Source organism: Mucilaginibacter sp. SJ (genome assembly GCF_028993635.1).
Classification (GTDB): Bacteria; Bacteroidota; Bacteroidia; order Sphingobacteriales; family Sphingobacteriaceae; genus Mucilaginibacter.
The window spans coordinates 3,078,890-3,098,347 of sequence record NZ_CP118631.1; the positions used below are offsets into that span (position 1 = coordinate 3,078,890).

The following is a 19,458-nucleotide window of genomic DNA, read 5'->3' on the forward strand; positions in this document are numbered from 1 at the left end:
TTTTAAATTTTTTTAATAAGTATTTTATCCGGGAAAGGATAGGATGGGGTTCATTTTGGCTAAAATTCACACATATTAGTGAAGCTTATCCTAAGTAATAGTAAGAATCCTCTTTTCTTTCGCATCGTGACTTACGAAAATCATCATTCCCCTGGCTCAATCAAAATCGGGTGTCATGCAGAGCTCGTCGAAGCATGGCGGGCAAGGCCTCTGCGCACGACCCTTCGACGGGCTCAGGGTGACAGGCCTTCTTTGATTAATTTATTTTTCCGTTAGAGTCATATAATTTAACATCCCACTTAGACCCTCCCAAAAAAGGCAAAAGAGTTCCTGATGGGCAGGAATACTCTTTTTGCTAACCAATTATAAAACATAAATCATGAGATGAGAAGAGATGCAGGGGTGGAATCGAACCATCCATTTGCTGCCGGCCAGCTCCTGCCATTTAGTTTAAAATGAACCCCGTTCGCAAACTAATCTGTTACAAATATATAAATATTCTATTAAATCTATATATTTAGTAGAATTTATTCATAAAAAATTCATCTTATTTATAAAACAAGTCTATTAAGTATTAAATATCACTGATAATCAAAATATTAACTCTAAGCTTCGTGCATTCTGCTTTAGCTTTCGTATAAAAACCCATTAATTACCGGGGCTATTATCAGCGCGGGTCAGACTTATTAGAACAGATCTTTTCGAAGGGGACCGGGTACTCTTCGCCTAATGACTTTTCATATTCAGCGCTAAACTCCTCATAAATTTTTCGGGCATGTTCAATGCCTTTGGTACGCCGCAGGGCTTTGAGTTTAAACTTAATGCCGATATCATTAAACGGATCGATATTCAGCACAATGCGCGAAATCTCCAGCGCTTTTTTATAATCAAAGGCATCGTAAGCTTTTTTTATTACCGGCAAAATAACCGGCATCAGCACCTCTTCATACTCCTGCTTAAAATCATCAAGCCAAATTTCAGGGATTTGCTGCAACAGCCCGCCACGGGCAACTAAGTCGAGGTAACTGAACGCGGAAGGTTCACCAACATTAGTTTGTTTAAGTGCTTCCCTCACCACAAAATAATCGCAATAAAAATGTTCGGTGCTGATAAAACTATAGGTATCGTTTAAAAAAGCAAGTTCCAGGCCATCTATATCCGAAAGGATGTTACGAAGGTGATTGATGGTTACACCGCGAATATTCTTAGTTTTGACTACATCCTTATCCGGCCATAGTGTAGTGGAGATTTTTTTTGATACCACACCGTTCTTTTCGCGACTGTTCAACAAAATAAGGATAAACAGCTGCTTGATCTTGGGACTAAACAGGTAAGTAATATCCCGCTTATTTTTATCATAAACAGTGAACTCGCCAAGGAGGTAAACAGCGTTGGCCTTGTTGCCTATTTCAGGTTCTATTTTTTGTTCGGCAAAACGCTCTTCGTTAACAGCAGCAGGTTCATCGTTATCCTTTTTCCGCCTTAAGAAAAATACAACAATTCCGTATAACAACACAAATGCAGACGCGCCACCCAATATCCTGTATAAAGTAAAAGATTTGCTTTTGGGTTGGTGGGCGGCCACAAATGCCTCCTGGCTCACAGGCGGCGCGGTAAGTGCGAAGATTTTTATGGTAGACCGGGATGGTGTTTCAAACTCCTGGGTAGTGCAGTAAAATACATCCTGCCCGGCATTATAAAACAGGTTATGGTCAGTTTCTATCCGTTCGGACACAACCGGGATGGTACCGCTTACTACCTGGTACGAACCATCTTTTATTGAAAATTTGTACAGACGCAAACTGGTTTTAGGCCGTTCATGCGGATAGCATAGCACATAAAAAAACTGCTTATCTTTGGATACAATGAGATTATTGGCTGGTACAAATGCTTCTTCATCCGGTTTGATCTCCCAGAGCTTTTTAATGCTATGCTTATCCAGGTTAACCCGGTACAGGTCATAATAGTGCATCCCGCCTACTACCTGGTTGCCCGACTGGTTGCCGTAGCCGCCAAAAATGTAAACATCATTGTTTTGATCAGCTGTACTTGCTGCCGAAAAAAACCGGGGGTTGATCACATCGCCAGTAAAACTTTGTTGCTGCCAGGTATCTGCGGCTTTATCATATTTAAAAAAGTTATTATAGTATTTAAAAGAGCCGTACCCGCCAAAAAGGTAAAAGTTGTTAAAGTCCTTATCGTAAAAAATATTATGATGATGCCTTTGCTCCGTTATGGTCGCCTTACCATAAAAATCCCAGCTAAGGCTGTCCAGGCTAAAAGCAGCGATACTTGGAGCAGGTTGTGGGGCCTTGAGCACTTCATACAAATAACATTCATTCTCCTTAAGGTTTACGATACTTTTGCCCAGGTGCAAAGGCACTGCCAGTTTATTTTTGAATGGTTTTGTTCCTACTGCATCCCGCCCGGCATCATAAAACATCAGGGAATCACTTTTGAAGATAAAGAACTGTTCATTTCTTTCATTAAAGTTGATCCCTGCAACCTCGTTAAAAGTATGCACGAACTTCTGTTTCCAAAAGTATGATTCGTTGATAAGCCATGCCGGGTTATCAACATGCCCCAGGTTATCTCCCTCAACCGTAAAAACATCATTGCCGGTCCATTCACTAAGCAGAAAGGTATAGGTTTTATCATCGTTGCTGACAACCAGGTTTTTAATGGCCATATTCGGCACATCCGAATAATGTTCGTTTTTGCCAAAGGTGATCTTCGCGGTTAATTTACCGTTAAAACCCAATCCTGTAGCCCGGTGCCATTTTCCGTTTACGGAAATGCCTACTTTATCACCTTTGAGATCAAGATCAACTATCACCTTAAACCATTTACGCCGTTTCAGCATAGTATCGGCAAGGGGGATGCTGAGCTTATTACTCCGGCTATCAATATTGAAGTTGAGGAACGAGCCATGATTGTAAATCGCACTCAGGCTGTAGGAGTTACCCTTATCATCGGTTAAGTTTAAAATATAGCCAAGGTGCTGATTATCCCACAATGAAAGGTCGAAACCAATGACCAGGTGATCATGAAAGGTTGGCAGATCATCCTTAAAAACCTGGTAAGAGGTGCGCTTGCTCATCAGGCTGTCATTTGAACCAAACTGCAACCCCTGCCCCCTGCTCTCAGTTGCAGACAGCAGTATAATAAAAAGCAATACAAGCTTACATGCCCTTTTTGAAAGCATTAAAACCTTACTTTTTTCCACCATTTATAATACATGTTTAAACTTGCTGATCAGGACAGCATTACAGGTTAGAATAATGTGCTAAATTATACATTTTTTTGAGTACCGCAGGTGGGGGATTTTCATCATTTCGGCTGTCTGTTTGCCGCAACCGCGGCCCTTATATCCTAATACCGCAGTGCTGATTATTCAATCGTAAAAAACTTTTTACACAAGCGCGTTAAACCCGCCGCAAGCGCATCTAAGCGCACATTTTCAACTATAAACCTACCTGTCAGGCACTTACGGTAATAAAAATAATACATTACTTACAGGCCCTGGCGTAGTCATATTAAAACATTTTGCCCGAAGCCGATATTCTTACTTGCACAAATGAGTAAATATCGACCGCTACGGGTATAATTTTAAAAACTATGCCATTGAAAATAAAACATATCATAACGTTCTTTTTATTGCTCACGGGCAGTTCATATCTTCAGGCGCAGGATAGCACGCTGGTGGGTAAATCGCTTAAGTGGGACCTGGCTAAATGTATCGACTATGCCAAAAAGAACAACATCCAGATCAATTCGTTGCGCCTGTCGCAGCAAACCAGTCAGCAGGAATATTTATTAGCCAGGGCCGCCCGCCTGCCCGATCTTTCGGCCACGGGTTCACAAACCTTTGCGCATGGTAATAATTTCAGCAACGGCGATAACGGCAGGCATTCGGGTTATAACGTATCGGGCTCATACGGGATAAGCTCAAATGTTACATTGTATAATGGCAGTTACATCAACAACAATATCCAGCAAAAAAACCTGCAGGTGCAGTCGGCCAACCTGGGCATCCTTCAACAGGAAAACGATATTGTTTTACAAATTACCCAGGCCTACCTTACCGTACTGCTGGATAAGGAAACCGTAATCTACAATACCGATCTGCTCAGCACCACCCAGGCACAGGTTAAGTTGCAGCAACAGCGCTACAATGTAGGCAGCGTGGCCCGTAAGGATCTGATCCAGCTACAGGCCCAGCAAGCTACCGACCAATACACGCTGGTAAATTCAAAAAACGCCGTACGCAATGATCTGCTTACCCTAAAGCAATTATTGGTATTGCCAACTGATTTGAGTTTCGATATTATGCAGCCCGATACGGTGATGGCTCCGATTGACAGTATTTCCTCTTTTCGCGAAGCTGAACAAACAGCCCTGCAAAACCGCCCTGAAGTTAAGAGCGGCGAGTTAGGTGTTAAGATAGCACAATACGACGTGGAGAAAGCGAAGGCTGGTTATAAACCTACACTTACCGCAGGTGCATCACTTAATACCGGGTATGCCAACGGGCAGGGAGTTTCATTCGGCAACCAGATCAATAATAACTTTTACCAGCAATTGGGGCTTACCCTGGCTATCCCAATCTTCACCAAAAGGGTGGTAAAAACCCAGGTTGAAGAAGCAAAGATCAGCGTAAAGCAATCGCAGCTTGATCTTAAAAATACGAAGGTCACCTTATCACAAACAGTTGAGCGGGCTTACATCAATGTACAAAATGCGCGCAGCCAGTTTGATGCCGCCGCCGAAGAATATAAATACAGCAAGGAAAGCTACCGTATTGCCAGCGAACAGCTTAAAGTTGGCGTAGCCAATACCGTTGATTTTCTGTTGCAGAAGAACTTGTTTGTGCAGGCACAGCAATCATTTGTGCAGGCTAAATACAATGCCCTGCTCACGTTAAAGATCTATGATTTTTACAGGGGTGTACCTATTACTTTATAATACCGGATATCATGAAAAGCAGTTATAAAAAGATACTCATTATTGCAGGCATAGTAGCAGCACTGGTGCTCATCTGGTTCCTGTTCATCAAAAAAAAGGAAGAACCTGTTGTGCTGCAAACCCAAAAGCCGGCCAAAGGCTATATAGCCCAAAGCGTAACAGCAACAGGCCGTATCGAGCCGGTTGACACCGTAACAGTAGGTACGCAGGTATCGGGCATTATCAAATACGTTTATGCCGATTTTAATTCGAAAGTTAAAAAAGGCCAGCTCATTGCCGAACTGGATAAGTCGCTTTTACAGGCCACGGTTGATCAGGCTAAGGGAACGTTACTTAACGCACAAAGCCAGCTTGTATTTGCGCAAAATAACTTCGGCAGGCAAAACCTGTTGTTCAAAACCGATGCCATCAGTAAGGCTGATTATGATACTGCCCTGAATACGCTGAATGCCGCAAAAGCTTCGGTTAAAAGTGCCGAAGCGCAGATACGTTCGGCCGAAAAGAATTTATCATATGCGGATATCTACTCACCTATTGATGGGGTAGTGCTTAACCGTAACGTAAGCGTGGGCCAAACCGTCGCGGCAAGTTTTAGCACTCCAACGCTGTTTGTGCTTGCCAAAGATATCACTAAAATGGAAGTTGAAGCCAATGTGGATGAAGCCGATATAGGCGATGTAAAAGCGGGTAACAGGGCTTCATTTACGGTTGATGCTTTTATTAACGATCAGTTTGCCGGTACGGTTGAAGATATCAGGCTGCACCCTTCTGTATCATCAAATGTAGTTACTTATACAACCATTATTAATGCACCTAACGATGATATGAAACTGAAGCCTGGCATGACCGCCAGTATCATCATTTATACCAAAGAAGTTAACAGCGCCCTGCTGATCCCGGCCAAAGCATTAAGCTTTATGCCCGATTCGACATTGATGAAGGATTATGAGATAGTAGGTAAAATAGGGCACAAGGGCAATAAGAAAAGAAGTGGCGGACAAGGCGGAAATAGTACCGCGGGGAGTACCAGTAACGGTGGAGCCAATGATAACGCAGCAGCCATACATACCGCAAAAAGCCGCAAAGATAGCAGCGGCGTAAATAAACAAACAGCTATTGTATGGGTATTAAAGGGTAAAAAAATAGTGCGTAAAAAAATCCAGACAGGCTTGAATGACAATACCCAGGTTGAGGTATTGTCAGGCTTAACTGCCGATGATGCAGTGATCACCGGTATTACCGGTGGCTCTTCAAGCTCATCAACAGTTGCTGCTAAACCAGCCGGTAGTCCGTTTATGCCGCAAAGGCCGCGTGGCGGAGGGGGAGGACGCCGGTAATGAGCAAGAAGATTTTAGATATACGTGAGCTGAAGCGCGAATTTCAGATGGGCAGTGAAACTGTACGCGCGCTTAAAGGGATTTCTTTTGATGTAGAAGCAGGCGAATTTGTAACCATTATGGGAAGCAGCGGCAGCGGTAAAACCACCCTGCTTAATATTTTAGGCTGTTTGGACAAGCCTTCTATAGGTGATTATTTTTTAGATGGCGTAGACGTAAAAAAGTTATCGCGCGATGAATTGGCCCAACTGCGCAACCGCAAAATAGGTTTCGTTTTCCAGGCTTATAACCTGCTCCCGCGTACATCGGCATTGGAAAATGTGGAGCTGCCACTTTTGTACAACAGGGAGATCAGTGTAAGCGAGCGCCGTGACAGGGCTATTCATGCATTAGAAGCAGTAAAACTGGCCGAACGTTTGGATCATACACCAAGCCAGCTTTCGGGTGGGCAACAGCAACGTGTAGCCATAGCCCGTGCCCTGGTGAACGAACCTGTAATGATCCTGGCCGATGAGGCAACGGGTAACCTGGATAGCCGCACTTCATATGAGATCATGTCATTAATGCAGGAGCTCAACTCGCAGCAGGGCAAAACCATTGTGTTTGTAACGCACGAGCCTGATATCGCTTCTTTCAGTAGCCGTACCATTCAGTTACGCGATGGCAGGATCCAGAAGGATACCCCGAATACCAATCAACGCTCGGCAAAAGAAGTGCTTGCAGGCTTACCTGTTACCGATGATTATTAAAGTTAAGCAGCCATGAATTTATTTAACCTGATAAGGATAGCTTACAAAGCATTGCAACGAAATAAACTAAGGGCCTTTTTAACGATGCTGGGTATTATTATCGGTGTAGCATCGGTAATAGCGATGGTGGCCATCGGGCAGGGATCAAAACAAAGCATCCATGACCAGTTATCAAGCATGGGCTCAAACATGATCACTGTGCTGCCGAGCAGTAACCTCAACGGCGGTGTGCGTATTGCAGGTTCAAGCTTTCAAACCCTCACTCAAAAAGATATTGTTGCCCTGCAAAAAGCACAATATATTACGGAGCTTTCGCCTTCAATAACCTCAAAAGGCCAGGCTATTAATGGCGCATTAAACTGGCCTACAACTATACAGGGTGTCAGCCCGGATTACCTCGACATTCGCAAGCTGAGCTTAAAAGACGGCATCGCCTTTACCGAACAGGATGTCCTAACATCGGCAAAGGTTTGTTTAATAGGCCAAACAGTTATTGACAACCTGTTCCCCAATGGTGAAAACCCAATAGGCAAAGTAATCCGGTTTAATAAAATCCCGTTCCAGATCATTGGCATCCTCAATCCAAAGGGACAAAACGCCTTCGGCCAGGATCAGGACGATATCCTGATAGCGCCCTATACTACCATTCAAAAGAGGATCCTGGCAACTATCTACTATCAAAATATCTATGCATCAGCAGCCAATGAACAAGTGACAGATGCGGCCGTAACCGAAATGACCCGGATCATCCGCGATTCGCACCGTTTGCGCGATAGTGAAGATAATGACTTCACCGTGCGTACCCAGGCCGAACTGATCAATACCCTAAGCTCAACCAGCGGATTACTTACCGTGCTGCTTACTGTAATTGCCGGGATCTCGCTGGTGATAGGAGGTATCGGCATCATGAATATCATGTACGTTTCGGTAACAGAACGCACGCGAGAGATCGGTCTGCGTATGTCTATCGGAGCCCGGGGGAAAGATATTATGCTTCAATTTCTGATGGAAGCCATCCTGATTAGTATCACCGGTGGCATTATTGGCGTAGTGCTGGGCATTGTATCGTCAAACCTCGTTACCCTTACTTTGTCTTGGCCGACTATCGTATCTGAATCATCGGTATTGCTATCGTTTGTGGTTTGCGCAATTACAGGAATCTTTTTTGGGTATTACCCTGCGCAGAAGGCAGCAAGGCTGGATCCTATTGAGGCGTTGAGGTATGAATAGATTTTAAAAAATATACCACACGCTCGCTAAAGGCCGGGAGATAGTTGCCACTCGGTTGAAACCGAGCGGCGGCGGGGAAGTTTATCAATTTAATTGCTGTAACAGCGTAATAAAACAAAGGCCGCTGCCACTCGCGAGGACGCGAGTGGCAGCTATTAACCGCCGTGCATATCACCTACAAACAACATTTAACACATCCATCCACTACCAAATGTTAAATTTTGGCGATGAAATGTTAAATCTACAGTATAAAATGTTAAATCGCTTGCACAACTAATTATTTAGTTATATTTTGGCTTTCATAACAGACCTTATGAAAATCACAATTATTGGACTACTGCTATTTTTCGTGGGCACAGCAAGCTTATCAGCCCAAACCAATTACAGCATCAAAGGAACGATAGCCGATACCGTTTCCAATTCTAAGTTAGCCAACGCAAGCATCAGCGTTATAACTGCTAAAGATTCTATCCTCCAAAAATTTACGCGCGTTAAGGACGATGGTACTTTTACCATTAACAATTTAAGCAAGGGCAAGTTCATTGTACTGGCCACTTACCCCGGTTATGCCGACTTTGTAGAACGTTTTACTTTAGATTCGGCACACACCACCCACAATTTCGGCCGTATCAATATGCTGCTCAAAGAAAGGCTTTTGCAGGAAGTTATTGTAAAGGGAAAAGCGGCGGCCATCAAAATTAAAGGCGATACTACCGAGTTTAACCCGGCAGCCTACAATATCCAGCCCAACTCAAAGGTTGAGGACCTGCTGAAACAGCTGCCAGGTATCGAGGTAGATAAAGACGGCAAGATCACGGCACAGGGCCAAACGGTAAAAAAAGTGTTGGTTGATGGCGAAGAGTTTTTTGGCGATGACCCTACCCTGGTTACCAAAAACCTGCGCGCCGATATGGTGGATAAGGTACAACTTTATGATAAAAAGAGCGATCAGGCTGCCTTTACGGGCATCGATGATGGCGTAAAGGATAAAACCATCAACATTAAACTTAAGGAAGATAAAAAGAACGGCTACTTTGGTAAGCTTGACGGCGGTATAGGTACCGATGGCTATTACCAGGGGCAGGCCTTGTTTAACCGCTTTAAAGGCAAACAAAAATTTTCACTTTACGGCACTCTCGGCAATACAGGCAAAACAGGTTTAGGCTGGGAGGATAATAACAAATATGGCGGCGGTGGCGGCATGGAGTTTGGCGACGATGGTGGTATTTATATCTTCGGCGGTGGTGGTGATGATCTGGATAGTTTTGACGGCAGGTACAACGGAAAGGGGAAACCCGTAGCGCGTACCGGCGGTGCGCATTATGATACCAAATGGAACAGCGATAAGGAATCGTTAAACACCAATTATAAAATAGGTTCGTTAACCGTTGATGGAACGAGCAATACCCAGCAGCAAAATAATTTCCCGGGTAATGTATCAAACACCAACAGCGATCAGAACAATCATAATTACATGTTCCGCCAAAAGGTAGATGTAAACTATCAGGTAAAACTCGATTCGATGCAGAACCTGAAGATCACTGCCGACGGGACGTTAAGGAACAGCAATACCAGGAGCAATTTCGCAACGCAAACCCGTCGTTTGGATGGCAGCCTCATCAACAGCAACGACCGTGAAAACAGCGCCGATGTTGATGGCAAGGTATTTAACGCCAATGCCTTCTACACCAAAAAGTTTAAAAAGAAAAGCCGTACGCTTTCTGTAAACTTTAAAACCGCTTTCAACGAAAGCGACTCTAAAGGTTTCCTGAGATCAAACACCCAGTTTTATGATTCGGTTGGTACCTATGTGAGCAAAGACACCATCGATCAGTACAAGGTAAATAAAACCAAAAGCACCAATATCAATACCAACGTAACCTATACCGAACCATTGGCCAAGGATTTTACCCTTGCCGTTAGCTATGCCTTATCGGTAAACAACGCTACTGCCGACAGGCGCACGTTCAACAAAGATGCAGGCAGCGGGCCTTATAATATGCTCGATAACATTTACAGCAGCGATTATAAACTGAACCAGTTGTCAAACCAGGGGGGTATGGTATTTAATGTACAAAAACAGAAATATTCGTTCAACTTCGGTACAAAAGTGGCAGGAGTAAGGTTTAAGCAGGTTGATGAATTTGGACGGCTTGCCGATCTGGTGCGTAACTTTACGAACTGGTATCCGCAGGCCTCATTCCAATACAAATTCACGAAACAATCAAGCTTAAGGTTGAACTACAACGGGAATACCACACAACCCAATATAGACCAGATCCAACCGGTACGTGTTAATACCGACCCGCTGAACATACAGGTAGGTAACGCAGGGCTTAAGCCATCGTTCACCAACAGGTATAATATCAGTTACAACTCATACAAGGTGATCAGCAACCAGTATATCTGGATCAGCGGATCATACTCAACTACCAGTAATCCTATCGTGAGCAATGTAACGCGCGATACTACTACCGGTATCAGCACATATCAATCGTCAAATCTTAAAAACAAATCAACCAGCAATTTCTGGGTTAATGCTTACTTTGACAGAAAGATCCCCGGCCTGGACATTAACGCAGGGCTTGGACTTAATGGTAATGGCAATACATACTACAACCTGTCAAACGATGTGCTTAATGAAACTAAATCATATAGTTATTCGGGCAACATCAGGCTATCTAAATACAAGGAAAAAAAGTATGATGCCTGGATCTCGGCAGGGCCTACCTATACCATTAACTCTTCATCACTTAATACTGTACTGAATAACAACGGTCGCGGGTTTAATGCTAACGGAGGGTTCAATATTTACCTGCCCGGCAAATTCCAGATCGGTTCAGATGGCAACTATACTTATAACGCGCCTACAAAATCGTTCCCGCAAGATTTTAAAAGGTTTCTGCTGAATGCTAACATATCAAGAACATTCATGAAAGATGCTTTAAAAGCTACCGTATCAGGCAATGACCTGCTAAATCAAAATACCGGCTATAACCGCACAGGATCGGCCAATGTGCTTACCCAGGAGCGTTATACCACTATCAGGAGATATTTTATGTTTTCCCTTACCTGGGATTTTAACAAAGTTGGAGGCGGTGCGCCTAAAAAATAACCTATCATGAAAAAGATTTTAACCTTAACAACCATACTGCTATTAAGCGCGAACCTTTTGCTTGCGCAGGGCAATAAGCACTTTACTTTTCACGGTACCATTGAATATGACAAAACCTCAAATGTATGGGCAATGTTGCAAAAAGCCATTAATAAAGATAACGAAATGTGGTACCAGCCGAGGTATGAACAATATAAAAAAACTAAGCCCCAGTTTAAGGTATTAAAAAGCACCTTGAAATTTGGCAACAACCAAACGCTGTTTACACCTGTTGAACCGGAAACACCAACAGCCAATTTCTGGAGTGAGCCAATGATGACTGCTCAAAACAGCACCATATTTTCTGATTTTAATACCGGAATGAGCACCAGCCAAAAAAGTGTATTTGAAGAAACCTTTTTAGTGAAAGACACCACTCGTCATATCAAATGGAAACTTACCGGCGAAACCCGTGAAATTGCCGGCTATCCATGTCGCCGGGCTAACGGCCTGATTCTTGATTCGATTTATGTAGTAGCTTTTTATACTGAAGAGATCCCTGTTTCGGGTGGTCCTGAATCATTTAATGGCTTACCAGGGATGATATTAGGCGTAGCTCTCCCGCACGAAAACGTAACCTGGTTTGCCACTAAAGTTACCGAACAGCCTATCGATGAAAAATCATTAACAGCACCTAAGAAAGGCAAAGCTGCCACTAACAAAAGTTTCATGACTGTATTGCAAAATGCCATGAAAGATTGGGGTACGGAGGGAAAAGAGTATTTGAAGGGATTTTCATTGTAGAATTTCGAAAGACTTACGAAGTTTCAGAAACTTCGTAAGTCTGATCACAGTTCGTTTATACAATCTGGGTTAAAAATTTGCCACCAGAACTTGTTTCAACTTCAAATATTTCTTCATCTATTTCTTTATCAAAAAGCCTTTGCGTCTTAGCGCCTTCGCGTGCTTAAAACTATGCATTCGCCAGCGCCCTGTCCAAATGTACATAACCGCCATCAACATAAATTAGCTGACCGGTGGTATGGCTTGATACCGGCGACAATAAAAACGCCACGGTATTGGCAATTTCCTCGGCGGTGGTCATCCGGTTACCCAGCGGAATTTTTGATTCGATCTCCTTCAGCTTGGCTTCCGGGTCGGGCAGGGTTTTGATCCAGTTGGCGTAAAGCGGTGTCCAGCATTCGGCCACTACCAGCGCGTTTACACGGATACCGTATTTCAAAAGCTCAACCGCCCATTCGCGGGTAAGCGCGTTACGGCCACCGTTTGATGCCGCGTAACCTGAAGTATGCCCCTGACCGGTATCGGCAGTTTTTGAGGTAATGTTCAGGATAGCGCCTTTTGATTTTTTTAGCTCGGGCAGGGCATGATGCGCCATCAGGTAATAATGCACCACGTTCTTATGCAGAGAGGCCATGAACCCTTCATAATCACCGCTTTCCAGGCCAACCCCATCGTTAACACCGGCGTTGTTTACCAATCCGTCGATACGGCTAAATTTGGCTATAACTTCATTCACCGCGTTTTCGCATGCTTTAGGATCAGTAAGTTCGGCTACCACCTGGTATGCCCTGTGGCCTGCAACCTCGACAGCTTCAACCGTTTTCAGGTTATCAGCCTCTCCGCGACCTATTATAACCGGGATAGCCCCTTCAGCAGCTAACACCTTCACTATGCCCTCGCCTATGCCCTTGGCGCCTCCGGTAACTATAATTACCTTATCTGTAAGTTGTAAATTCATTTTTAGTATGATAGATATATTAATGACTGCCGGCCATTACCAGCTTCTTAACTTTGTGATTATTGATGGCAAATATTAAAATGCCCAGGAAACAAAAGCCCGGTACTATATAAGCCATCTGGATGTTATGTGTAGCGTCAGATACCCTACCCATGATCACCGGGAATATAGCCCCCCCCACAATCCCCATGATCACCAATGATGAACCGAGTTTGGTTTTAGCGCCCAAGCCACGGATACTTAACGAGAAAATAGTTGGGAACATGATCGACATGAAGAACCAGGTACACATTAACGCGTAAACAGCCACTTCGCCTTTTAGCGTTACCGCCATAGCTATCAGGAAAATGTTAATAATCGCATAAGTGATGAGCAGTTTAACCGGGTTAAAATAACGCATGAGTAATGTACCAATAAACCTGCCTGCCATGAAACCCGCAGAAGCTATAGTGAGGTAAAAAGAAGCTGGTTTTTCAGCAAATCCGGCTACTTTTTCTGAATAGCGGATAAAGAAACTGCTTATACCAGCCTGTGCCCCTACATATAAAAACTCTGCAAAGATACCGGCCCTTAAACTTTTCACGTGCAACAGCTCGCCTATCCTTACACCAAGCGAACGATTGTCGTTAACTGCCTCCTCACTGGTTTCTTCAACAATTGGCGGGAAGTGCGTACGATAAATTAAGAATGCAACTACAAGCACCACTGCGCCAATTACCACAAAAGGAATTTGTACAGACGATGCTTCATGATTAAGATATTCATTCAGCTGCTCGGGCGACATTTTGCTTGATTCCGCATCTGTTAATACTTTGCCCGATAAAATATATTTACCCCCAATAAGCGGAGCTAAGGTGGCAGCCAATCCGTTAAATGATTGTGAAAAGTTGATCCTTCTTTCAGCCCCAGCCGGGTCACCTAATACCGTTATATAGGGATTAGCGGCTGTTTCCAAAAAGGCCGCTCCCGAAAATACGATGAATAACGCTGCTAAAAAGAACGAATAGTTGCGCACCGCAGCAGCAGGGAAAAACAGGAATGCTCCTGTTGAAAAAAGTATCAAACCTAAGATGATCCCGCCCTTATAGCCATATTTTTTCATGAACTGCGCGGCCGGGATAGGTAATATGAAATAAGCTATATAAGATGCTGAATCGATAAGTGATGATTGCAGGTCATTAAGCTGGCAGGCTTTTTTTAAGTGCGGAATTAAGATTGGGTTAAGATTGAGCGCGAATCCCCAGATAAAAAACAGGGAAGTGATTAATGCGACTGCTACCAGGGCGTTGTTTTTTGACATTAGTGTTTATTGGTTGATTATATATTGATCTGTTATTTAAATGCTGCTGAAATACCATCCAGTGAAATCCCCAGTGTTTTTAATGCTATTTTGTTTAATGCGGCTTTATTACCGGTAAAATGGAATACGCTATGTTTATGTGTAAGCTTTTCGCCCGGTTTCAGGAAGGCGGCGGGTGATACGCTTTCTATCTCATAAAAAGGCCCCATTTGCTTACCATCGGCCAGTGGGCCATCGTTATAAGCATTTACCGCGTCGCCGCTGTAAGGCGCAGTATCTGTTTTCCATTCCTGGTTTAGGTAGGATGCTGTGCTATCCACATCAAACATAGTTATGGTTAAAACATCGTTCTCTGCATCATAGCTACCGGCCATATTTTTTGCCCGATGAGGAGGAATACCTAATTTCCCCCTGCTTTTGCCATCGGCCTTAAACAGCAGAATGCCGTTTTTATAAGTGATCCTGTCTTTCGGGATCTCGCCAAAATAATTGGTAGTAGCTATTTTACCGGTAGCACTTTCATTATATGGCACTACGATCACCACTTTTGGCGACGGGGTAAACATATCTAAATTCCAAAGGCATGGCGCACCGGTTATTTTATCCCAGGCCTTATCACCTGTATTTATGATAGTATTCAGCGTATTGAAGCCTACTGCCTTTACCGATGTGTCGGCATCAATACCAAGTACCTGCTGTATAGCTTTTGGCTCCATGATCTCCACATCCCGCTCCAGCTTTATTGATAATTCGGCACCGGCATAATTTTGCAGATGCGTGCTTTTGCTCATCGATACCTTTTTATCCGAAGCTGAAACGAGTTCCCAGCTTTCATTATCAACAGCAGCCGGCGTATGCCAATTGGCAAACTCCATTTTGGTGCCGGGCTTAAAGAAAAGCGAGAATTGCCCGCCTTCCGGCCCAAGCCACAGGCGATCTTCGCCGCCAAAGGCATTCATATGCGGGTCGGGCTGTTTCTGATCGAAAGTTTCGTATTTGATCCAACCGAAACTTTTACCGAAAGAGCCTTCTGCTGTTGATGTAAATACCTTGCCCTGATATTTTGGAGATACCATAACCATTCCTAAGCCACCGTCACTTAAAACTATCAGACTATCGTCCCTCTTCCGCAGAAACTCCTCGTCATATTCAAAACTTCCTTTTTTTACAGGTGGTTTATACATAGTGCATGCAGCCAAACCGGCAATCAGCAAAACTAATGATGACTTTTTTAAAAGCTGCATGATACTGCTTATTTATGTTTAGGGTTTAAACCGATAACATTTACCATAGTACCGATATGGTCAATACTGATTTCCACAACATCGCCGGCTTGCAAAGTAAAACTTGGCGGGGGCACCAGGCAGGTGCCCGTCATTAAAAAGCATCCGTTAGGAAAATCACATTCACTATATAAATAGCCGGTAAGTTCGGTAAAAGAGCGTTTGATCCGCGATACGGTAGTTTCATCTTCAAAAACCAGCTTTCCATCGCGTTTGATATTCATACTGATCATCGTTTCGCCGGGAATGGGCGATGAAGTAACATATAAGCATGGCCCAAGCGCGGCGCTTTTTTCATAAACTTTAGCCTGCGGAAGGTACAAAGCATTTTCGCCCTCGATACTCCGCGAGCTCATATCATTGCCAATGGTATATCCCTGGATATTACCATCGCTATTCACAAATAGTGTAAGCTCAGGCTCCGGCACGTCCCACTCCGAGTCTTTGCGGATGTAAACCTCGCCGTTATGCCCGGATACCCGATGAGCAAGGGCTTTGAAAAAAAGCTCCGGGCGCGGCGCATCATAAACCTTATCATATAAGCTCGCGCCTGTTTCTGATTCCTCCATGCGGGCATCACGGCTACGTAAATAAGTTACGCCGGCGGCCCATACTTCCTGGGTACCAATCGGCGGTAATATTTTGCCGTTTAGATATTCATTCTCCACCTCGGCGCTTAAAGCTGTAGTATCAGCAGTGATCGATTCCAGGTAAGCGGCTAAACCATCCCTGTTGATCAGTTTGTCCCATTCATCATCAATAATATATGATGAACCGTTATGTTGCAATAGGCTGCCCTTGGCAAGTTTGTATAGTTTCATTAGTTTACTTCCAGTTCGTCTTTTGAGGGAAATTTAGGGAAAGGGCCGTGTTCGCCGGTTTGATACCAAAACACGGTTGAAGCGATATCATCCTGCAAGGGCATGTAACGGCCATCATGCCGCCAGCCTAAGGCTTGTATGGTAACTTTTAAACTTTTTTCAAAGCGAATGGGGTCAACGATATGCCAGCGGTACATGCCGAAACGTTGCGCAATATTGTAATGCCCGTCACCACGGATCACCTGTGGCAAGCCGCTATAGGGGCTGCAAAATTCGGTGTATTCGGTACCCGGCTTCTCCTTTCCATCGGCATCTTTGTGGCGGGTATCAAAATCATATGATCCGCAGAAATAGTCCTCCGTACCGGTTCCGTTTATAGTAGGGAATTTGGTATCACCATCCATAAAAAATTTGATCTCTCCTTCGCCCCACCAGCCATTTTTATTTGAGCCATAAGCGATGTAAGTACCGACGTATTGTCCTTTGCCTTTAATGCTATCCACCAAAACAAAATCTTTTTTATACGGCAGTGGGTTTACCCTGCGAAACTGCGCATGAAAATACCCGGCATCTTCAGGTACATCGGTCAGGGTATAATCAACCTGGTAATAGAGCACCATATCCGCATCGTCGATGTTTTCCATAGTGATGCGGCATTTTTTTCGGAACGGCATTGGCCAGTAGCAATTAAATGCACTGCCAGGATTAACCGCCACTGCGAGGGAACTTACCGGTGCATATTTACCCCATCCCATACAAAAGAAATCGCCCACGGGCACCTCAACTGATGGGGTGGTTTCATCGTCCCAGTAAAAACGAATAATTGAATAGCGCCAGTTACCGGTAGGGGTCATCCAAATGTGCTGAATAGCGCCCGATCCATTAATTTCGGCAACGGTAAAAGTTGTATGTTTTTTGATGACAACGCTTGGGCTTACTTTCCAGGTCTGGCCTAAGTCGCGGGATGCGTTAGCGCCTGTACCTGTTGTGGCCATACCACCTTTACCTTTTTCGCCGGTAAAATTTTCCGGACTGATAGATCTTGTTTTGGCATCAGATGTACGATAAAGGTTGCTGAGCCCAACATCAAGACCATTAAATTTTTGCTGCGCATTAACAAACGAAGCAACAATAACACACAGGCAGATCGTTAAAAAATAATTTTTCACCATAAAACTTATCTTTAAAATCATTTAACGCAGTAATTGGTAATGCGCTCCAGGTTTATTTGTTTATGCTTCAGGCCTCGGTTAAAAAGCCATTCACAATCATATTGATAATTTTTTGCTATCCATACCGCTTTATAAGCATAACATGCGCATATTTTGGCATGGCTTACCTGCGGTTGATAAAGCTACTTTAAAAATTATTAAATACTGCCCTGTACCTGTAAAAAACAGGATAGATTAATTCTCCATTCTTCGGTAAATAAGCTAAATAAACCACATTTTTGCATATGCCGCTTAATCTGATACTTAACAATCTCGAAAAACACATCCACTTAACCCGCGAAGAACAGGAAATTTTTACGGCTTATTTACAGCCTAAAAAAATAAAACGCAAACAGTTTTTGCTAACTTATGGTGAAGTGTGCAAGTATTCGGCTTTTGTAACGGCCGGTTGTTTACGGGGCTACACGGTAGATAAAAATGGTATCGAACACGTGCTCAGCTTTGCTCCTGCCGATTGGTGGATTGCCGACATGTACAGCCTCATTTCGCAGAAACCAGGCATACAGAATATCGAAGCTTTAGAAGATACCGATGTGCTGTTGCTATCAAAAGCAAACCAGGAAAAATTATATATACAGATCCCTAAGTTTGAACACTTTTTCCGGGTCCTGACCGAAAACTCACTGGTAGCCAGTCAGCAACGCCTTATTGATAGCCTGAGCCTTACTGCCGAAGAACGTTACAATAACTTTTGTAAACGCTACCCCACCTTAATTGATCATCTGCCGCAAAAACAAATAGCATCTTATATCGGTGTAACCCCCGAATTTTTTAGCCGGATGAAAAGCGAAATGGTGAGGAAAAGATAGGTGAATGGTTGATTGGGTTGATTAGAGAGTGGTTTTATACGCAATAAACAACTACTCTCCACCCACCTAATCAACTACTCTCCAATTTTCTTAACCTACATCAAGTGCCGCCAACCAACGTCCCTTTAACTTTGTATTACAATTTAAAGGAAACACACCATGGCACAGACCATTTTACATAAAGCCAACACCCGCGGACATGCAGACCACGGATGGTTACACAGCTACCAATCATTTAGTTTTGCTGGTTATTACAATCCTCAACGGATGAACTTTGGCGCGTTGAGGGTGTTGAACGATGACACCGTTGATCCGGGTATGGGTTTCGGTAAACACCCGCATGATAACATGGAGATTATCTCCATTCCGCTGGAGGGTGATCTGGAGCATAAGGACAGCATGAACAATGTAGCTGTTATCAAAAACGGAGATATCCAGGCTATGAGCGCCGGCACCGGAATTTTTCATAGCGAATACAACTTTGACCGTACCAGCGAAGTTAAGTTTCTTCAAATCTGGATTTACCCCAACAAACGGAATGTTGAACCACGTTACGATCAGATTTCATTAAATCTTGAACACCGTCATAATAAATTACAGCAGGTATTATCTCCCAATCCGGATGATGCCGGTGTATGGATCCACCAGGATGCGTGGTTTCATTTAGGCAAATTTGACAAAGGGGTTAGTACCGAATATAACCTCAAGAAAGAGGGCAACGGAGTTTATGCATTTGTTTTAAACGGAGAAGTAAATATCAACGGAGAAACATTGAACAGCCGGGATGCTTTAGGTATTTGGGACACCGACAAGTTCACTATTGAAGCAGGTACCGATGCGGAATTTTTACTGATAGATGTACCGATGAAATTTTAA

General features: G+C 43.7%; 14 protein-coding genes. 8 read left to right on the forward strand and 6 right to left on the reverse strand.

The genetic code is table 11. From position 1 onward, the window contains the following. Positions 1 to 667 precede the first annotated feature (667 nt). On the reverse strand, positions 668 to 3,229 hold the full coding sequence (locus MusilaSJ_RS12310) for a Kelch repeat-containing protein (protein ID WP_274990217.1): 2,562 nt from the start codon (positions 3,227 to 3,229) through the stop codon (positions 668 to 670). A gap of 395 nt (positions 3,230 to 3,624) precedes the next feature. Between MusilaSJ_RS12310 and MusilaSJ_RS12315 the strand changes: the two genes are divergently transcribed. The 6 genes from MusilaSJ_RS12315 (at position 3,625) to MusilaSJ_RS12340 (ending at position 12,179) form a co-directional block, all read left to right on the forward strand. Further along, positions 3,625 to 4,965: a TolC family protein gene (locus tag MusilaSJ_RS12315; protein WP_446725135.1), complete on the forward strand. Its 1,341-nt coding sequence runs from the start codon at positions 3,625 to 3,627 to the stop codon at positions 4,963 to 4,965. Between the two features lie 11 nt (positions 4,966 to 4,976). After that, the gene (locus tag MusilaSJ_RS12320) at positions 4,977 to 6,302 is read left to right on the forward strand and encodes an efflux RND transporter periplasmic adaptor subunit (RefSeq protein ID WP_274990219.1); all 1,326 of its coding nucleotides are present in this window, start codon (positions 4,977 to 4,979) and stop codon (positions 6,300 to 6,302) included. Further along, entirely contained in the window at positions 6,302 to 7,051 is a 750-nt protein-coding gene (locus MusilaSJ_RS12325) for an ABC transporter ATP-binding protein (protein WP_274990220.1), read from the forward strand. The genes MusilaSJ_RS12320 and MusilaSJ_RS12325 overlap by 1 nt, the downstream gene beginning before the upstream one ends. Before the next feature lie 12 nt (positions 7,052 to 7,063). After that, a complete protein-coding gene (locus MusilaSJ_RS12330) occupies positions 7,064 to 8,281 on the forward strand; it encodes an ABC transporter permease (RefSeq protein WP_274990221.1) in 1,218 nt (405 codons plus the stop codon). A 313-nt stretch (positions 8,282 to 8,594) separates the two neighbouring features. Next, positions 8,595 to 11,396 (forward strand): outer membrane beta-barrel family protein, encoded by a 2,802-nt coding sequence (locus MusilaSJ_RS12335; RefSeq protein ID WP_274990222.1) that lies wholly within the window; start codon positions 8,595 to 8,597, stop codon positions 11,394 to 11,396. 6 nt (positions 11,397 to 11,402) lie between these two features. Beyond that, positions 11,403 to 12,179 carry a GLPGLI family protein gene (locus MusilaSJ_RS12340; protein ID WP_274990223.1) on the forward strand — a complete coding sequence of 259 codons (777 nt, stop codon included), beginning with the start codon at positions 11,403 to 11,405 and terminating at the stop codon, positions 12,177 to 12,179. A gap of 169 nt (positions 12,180 to 12,348) precedes the next feature. Here the strand turns inward: MusilaSJ_RS12340 and MusilaSJ_RS12345 are convergent, their stop codons facing one another. From MusilaSJ_RS12345 to MusilaSJ_RS12365, 5 genes are read right to left on the reverse strand one after another with little or no spacing between them, the layout of a single operon-like run. Continuing rightward, the gene (locus MusilaSJ_RS12345) at positions 12,349 to 13,137 is read right to left on the reverse strand and encodes an SDR family oxidoreductase (RefSeq protein ID WP_274990224.1); all 789 of its coding nucleotides are present in this window, start codon (positions 13,135 to 13,137) and stop codon (positions 12,349 to 12,351) included. 19 nt (positions 13,138 to 13,156) lie between these two features. Beyond that, complete coding sequence (gene fucP / locus MusilaSJ_RS12350; RefSeq protein ID WP_274990225.1) at positions 13,157 to 14,437, reverse strand: L-fucose:H+ symporter permease; 1,281 nt, start codon at positions 14,435 to 14,437, stop codon at positions 13,157 to 13,159. A 32-nt stretch (positions 14,438 to 14,469) separates the two neighbouring features. Beyond that, on the reverse strand, positions 14,470 to 15,681 hold the full coding sequence (locus MusilaSJ_RS12355) for a DUF6786 family protein (protein WP_274990226.1): 1,212 nt from the start codon (positions 15,679 to 15,681) through the stop codon (positions 14,470 to 14,472). Positions 15,682 to 15,689: 8 nt separating this feature from the next. Next, entirely contained in the window at positions 15,690 to 16,541 is an 852-nt protein-coding gene (locus MusilaSJ_RS12360; RefSeq protein WP_274990227.1) for a fumarylacetoacetate hydrolase family protein, read from the reverse strand. Beyond that, positions 16,541 to 17,713 (reverse strand): glycoside hydrolase family 172 protein, encoded by a 1,173-nt coding sequence (locus tag MusilaSJ_RS12365; RefSeq protein WP_274990228.1) that lies wholly within the window; start codon positions 17,711 to 17,713, stop codon positions 16,541 to 16,543. Before MusilaSJ_RS12365 ends, MusilaSJ_RS12360 begins: the two co-directional genes overlap by 1 nt. 284 nt (positions 17,714 to 17,997) lie before the next feature. Here MusilaSJ_RS12365 and MusilaSJ_RS12370 point away from each other — a divergent pair, with 284 nt between their 5' ends. Then, positions 17,998 to 18,582 carry a Crp/Fnr family transcriptional regulator gene (locus tag MusilaSJ_RS12370; protein ID WP_274990229.1) on the forward strand — a complete coding sequence of 195 codons (585 nt, stop codon included), beginning with the start codon at positions 17,998 to 18,000 and terminating at the stop codon, positions 18,580 to 18,582. 159 nt (positions 18,583 to 18,741) lie between these two features. Beyond that, positions 18,742 to 19,458: a pirin family protein gene (locus tag MusilaSJ_RS12375; RefSeq protein WP_274990230.1), complete on the forward strand. Its 717-nt coding sequence runs from the start codon at positions 18,742 to 18,744 to the stop codon at positions 19,456 to 19,458.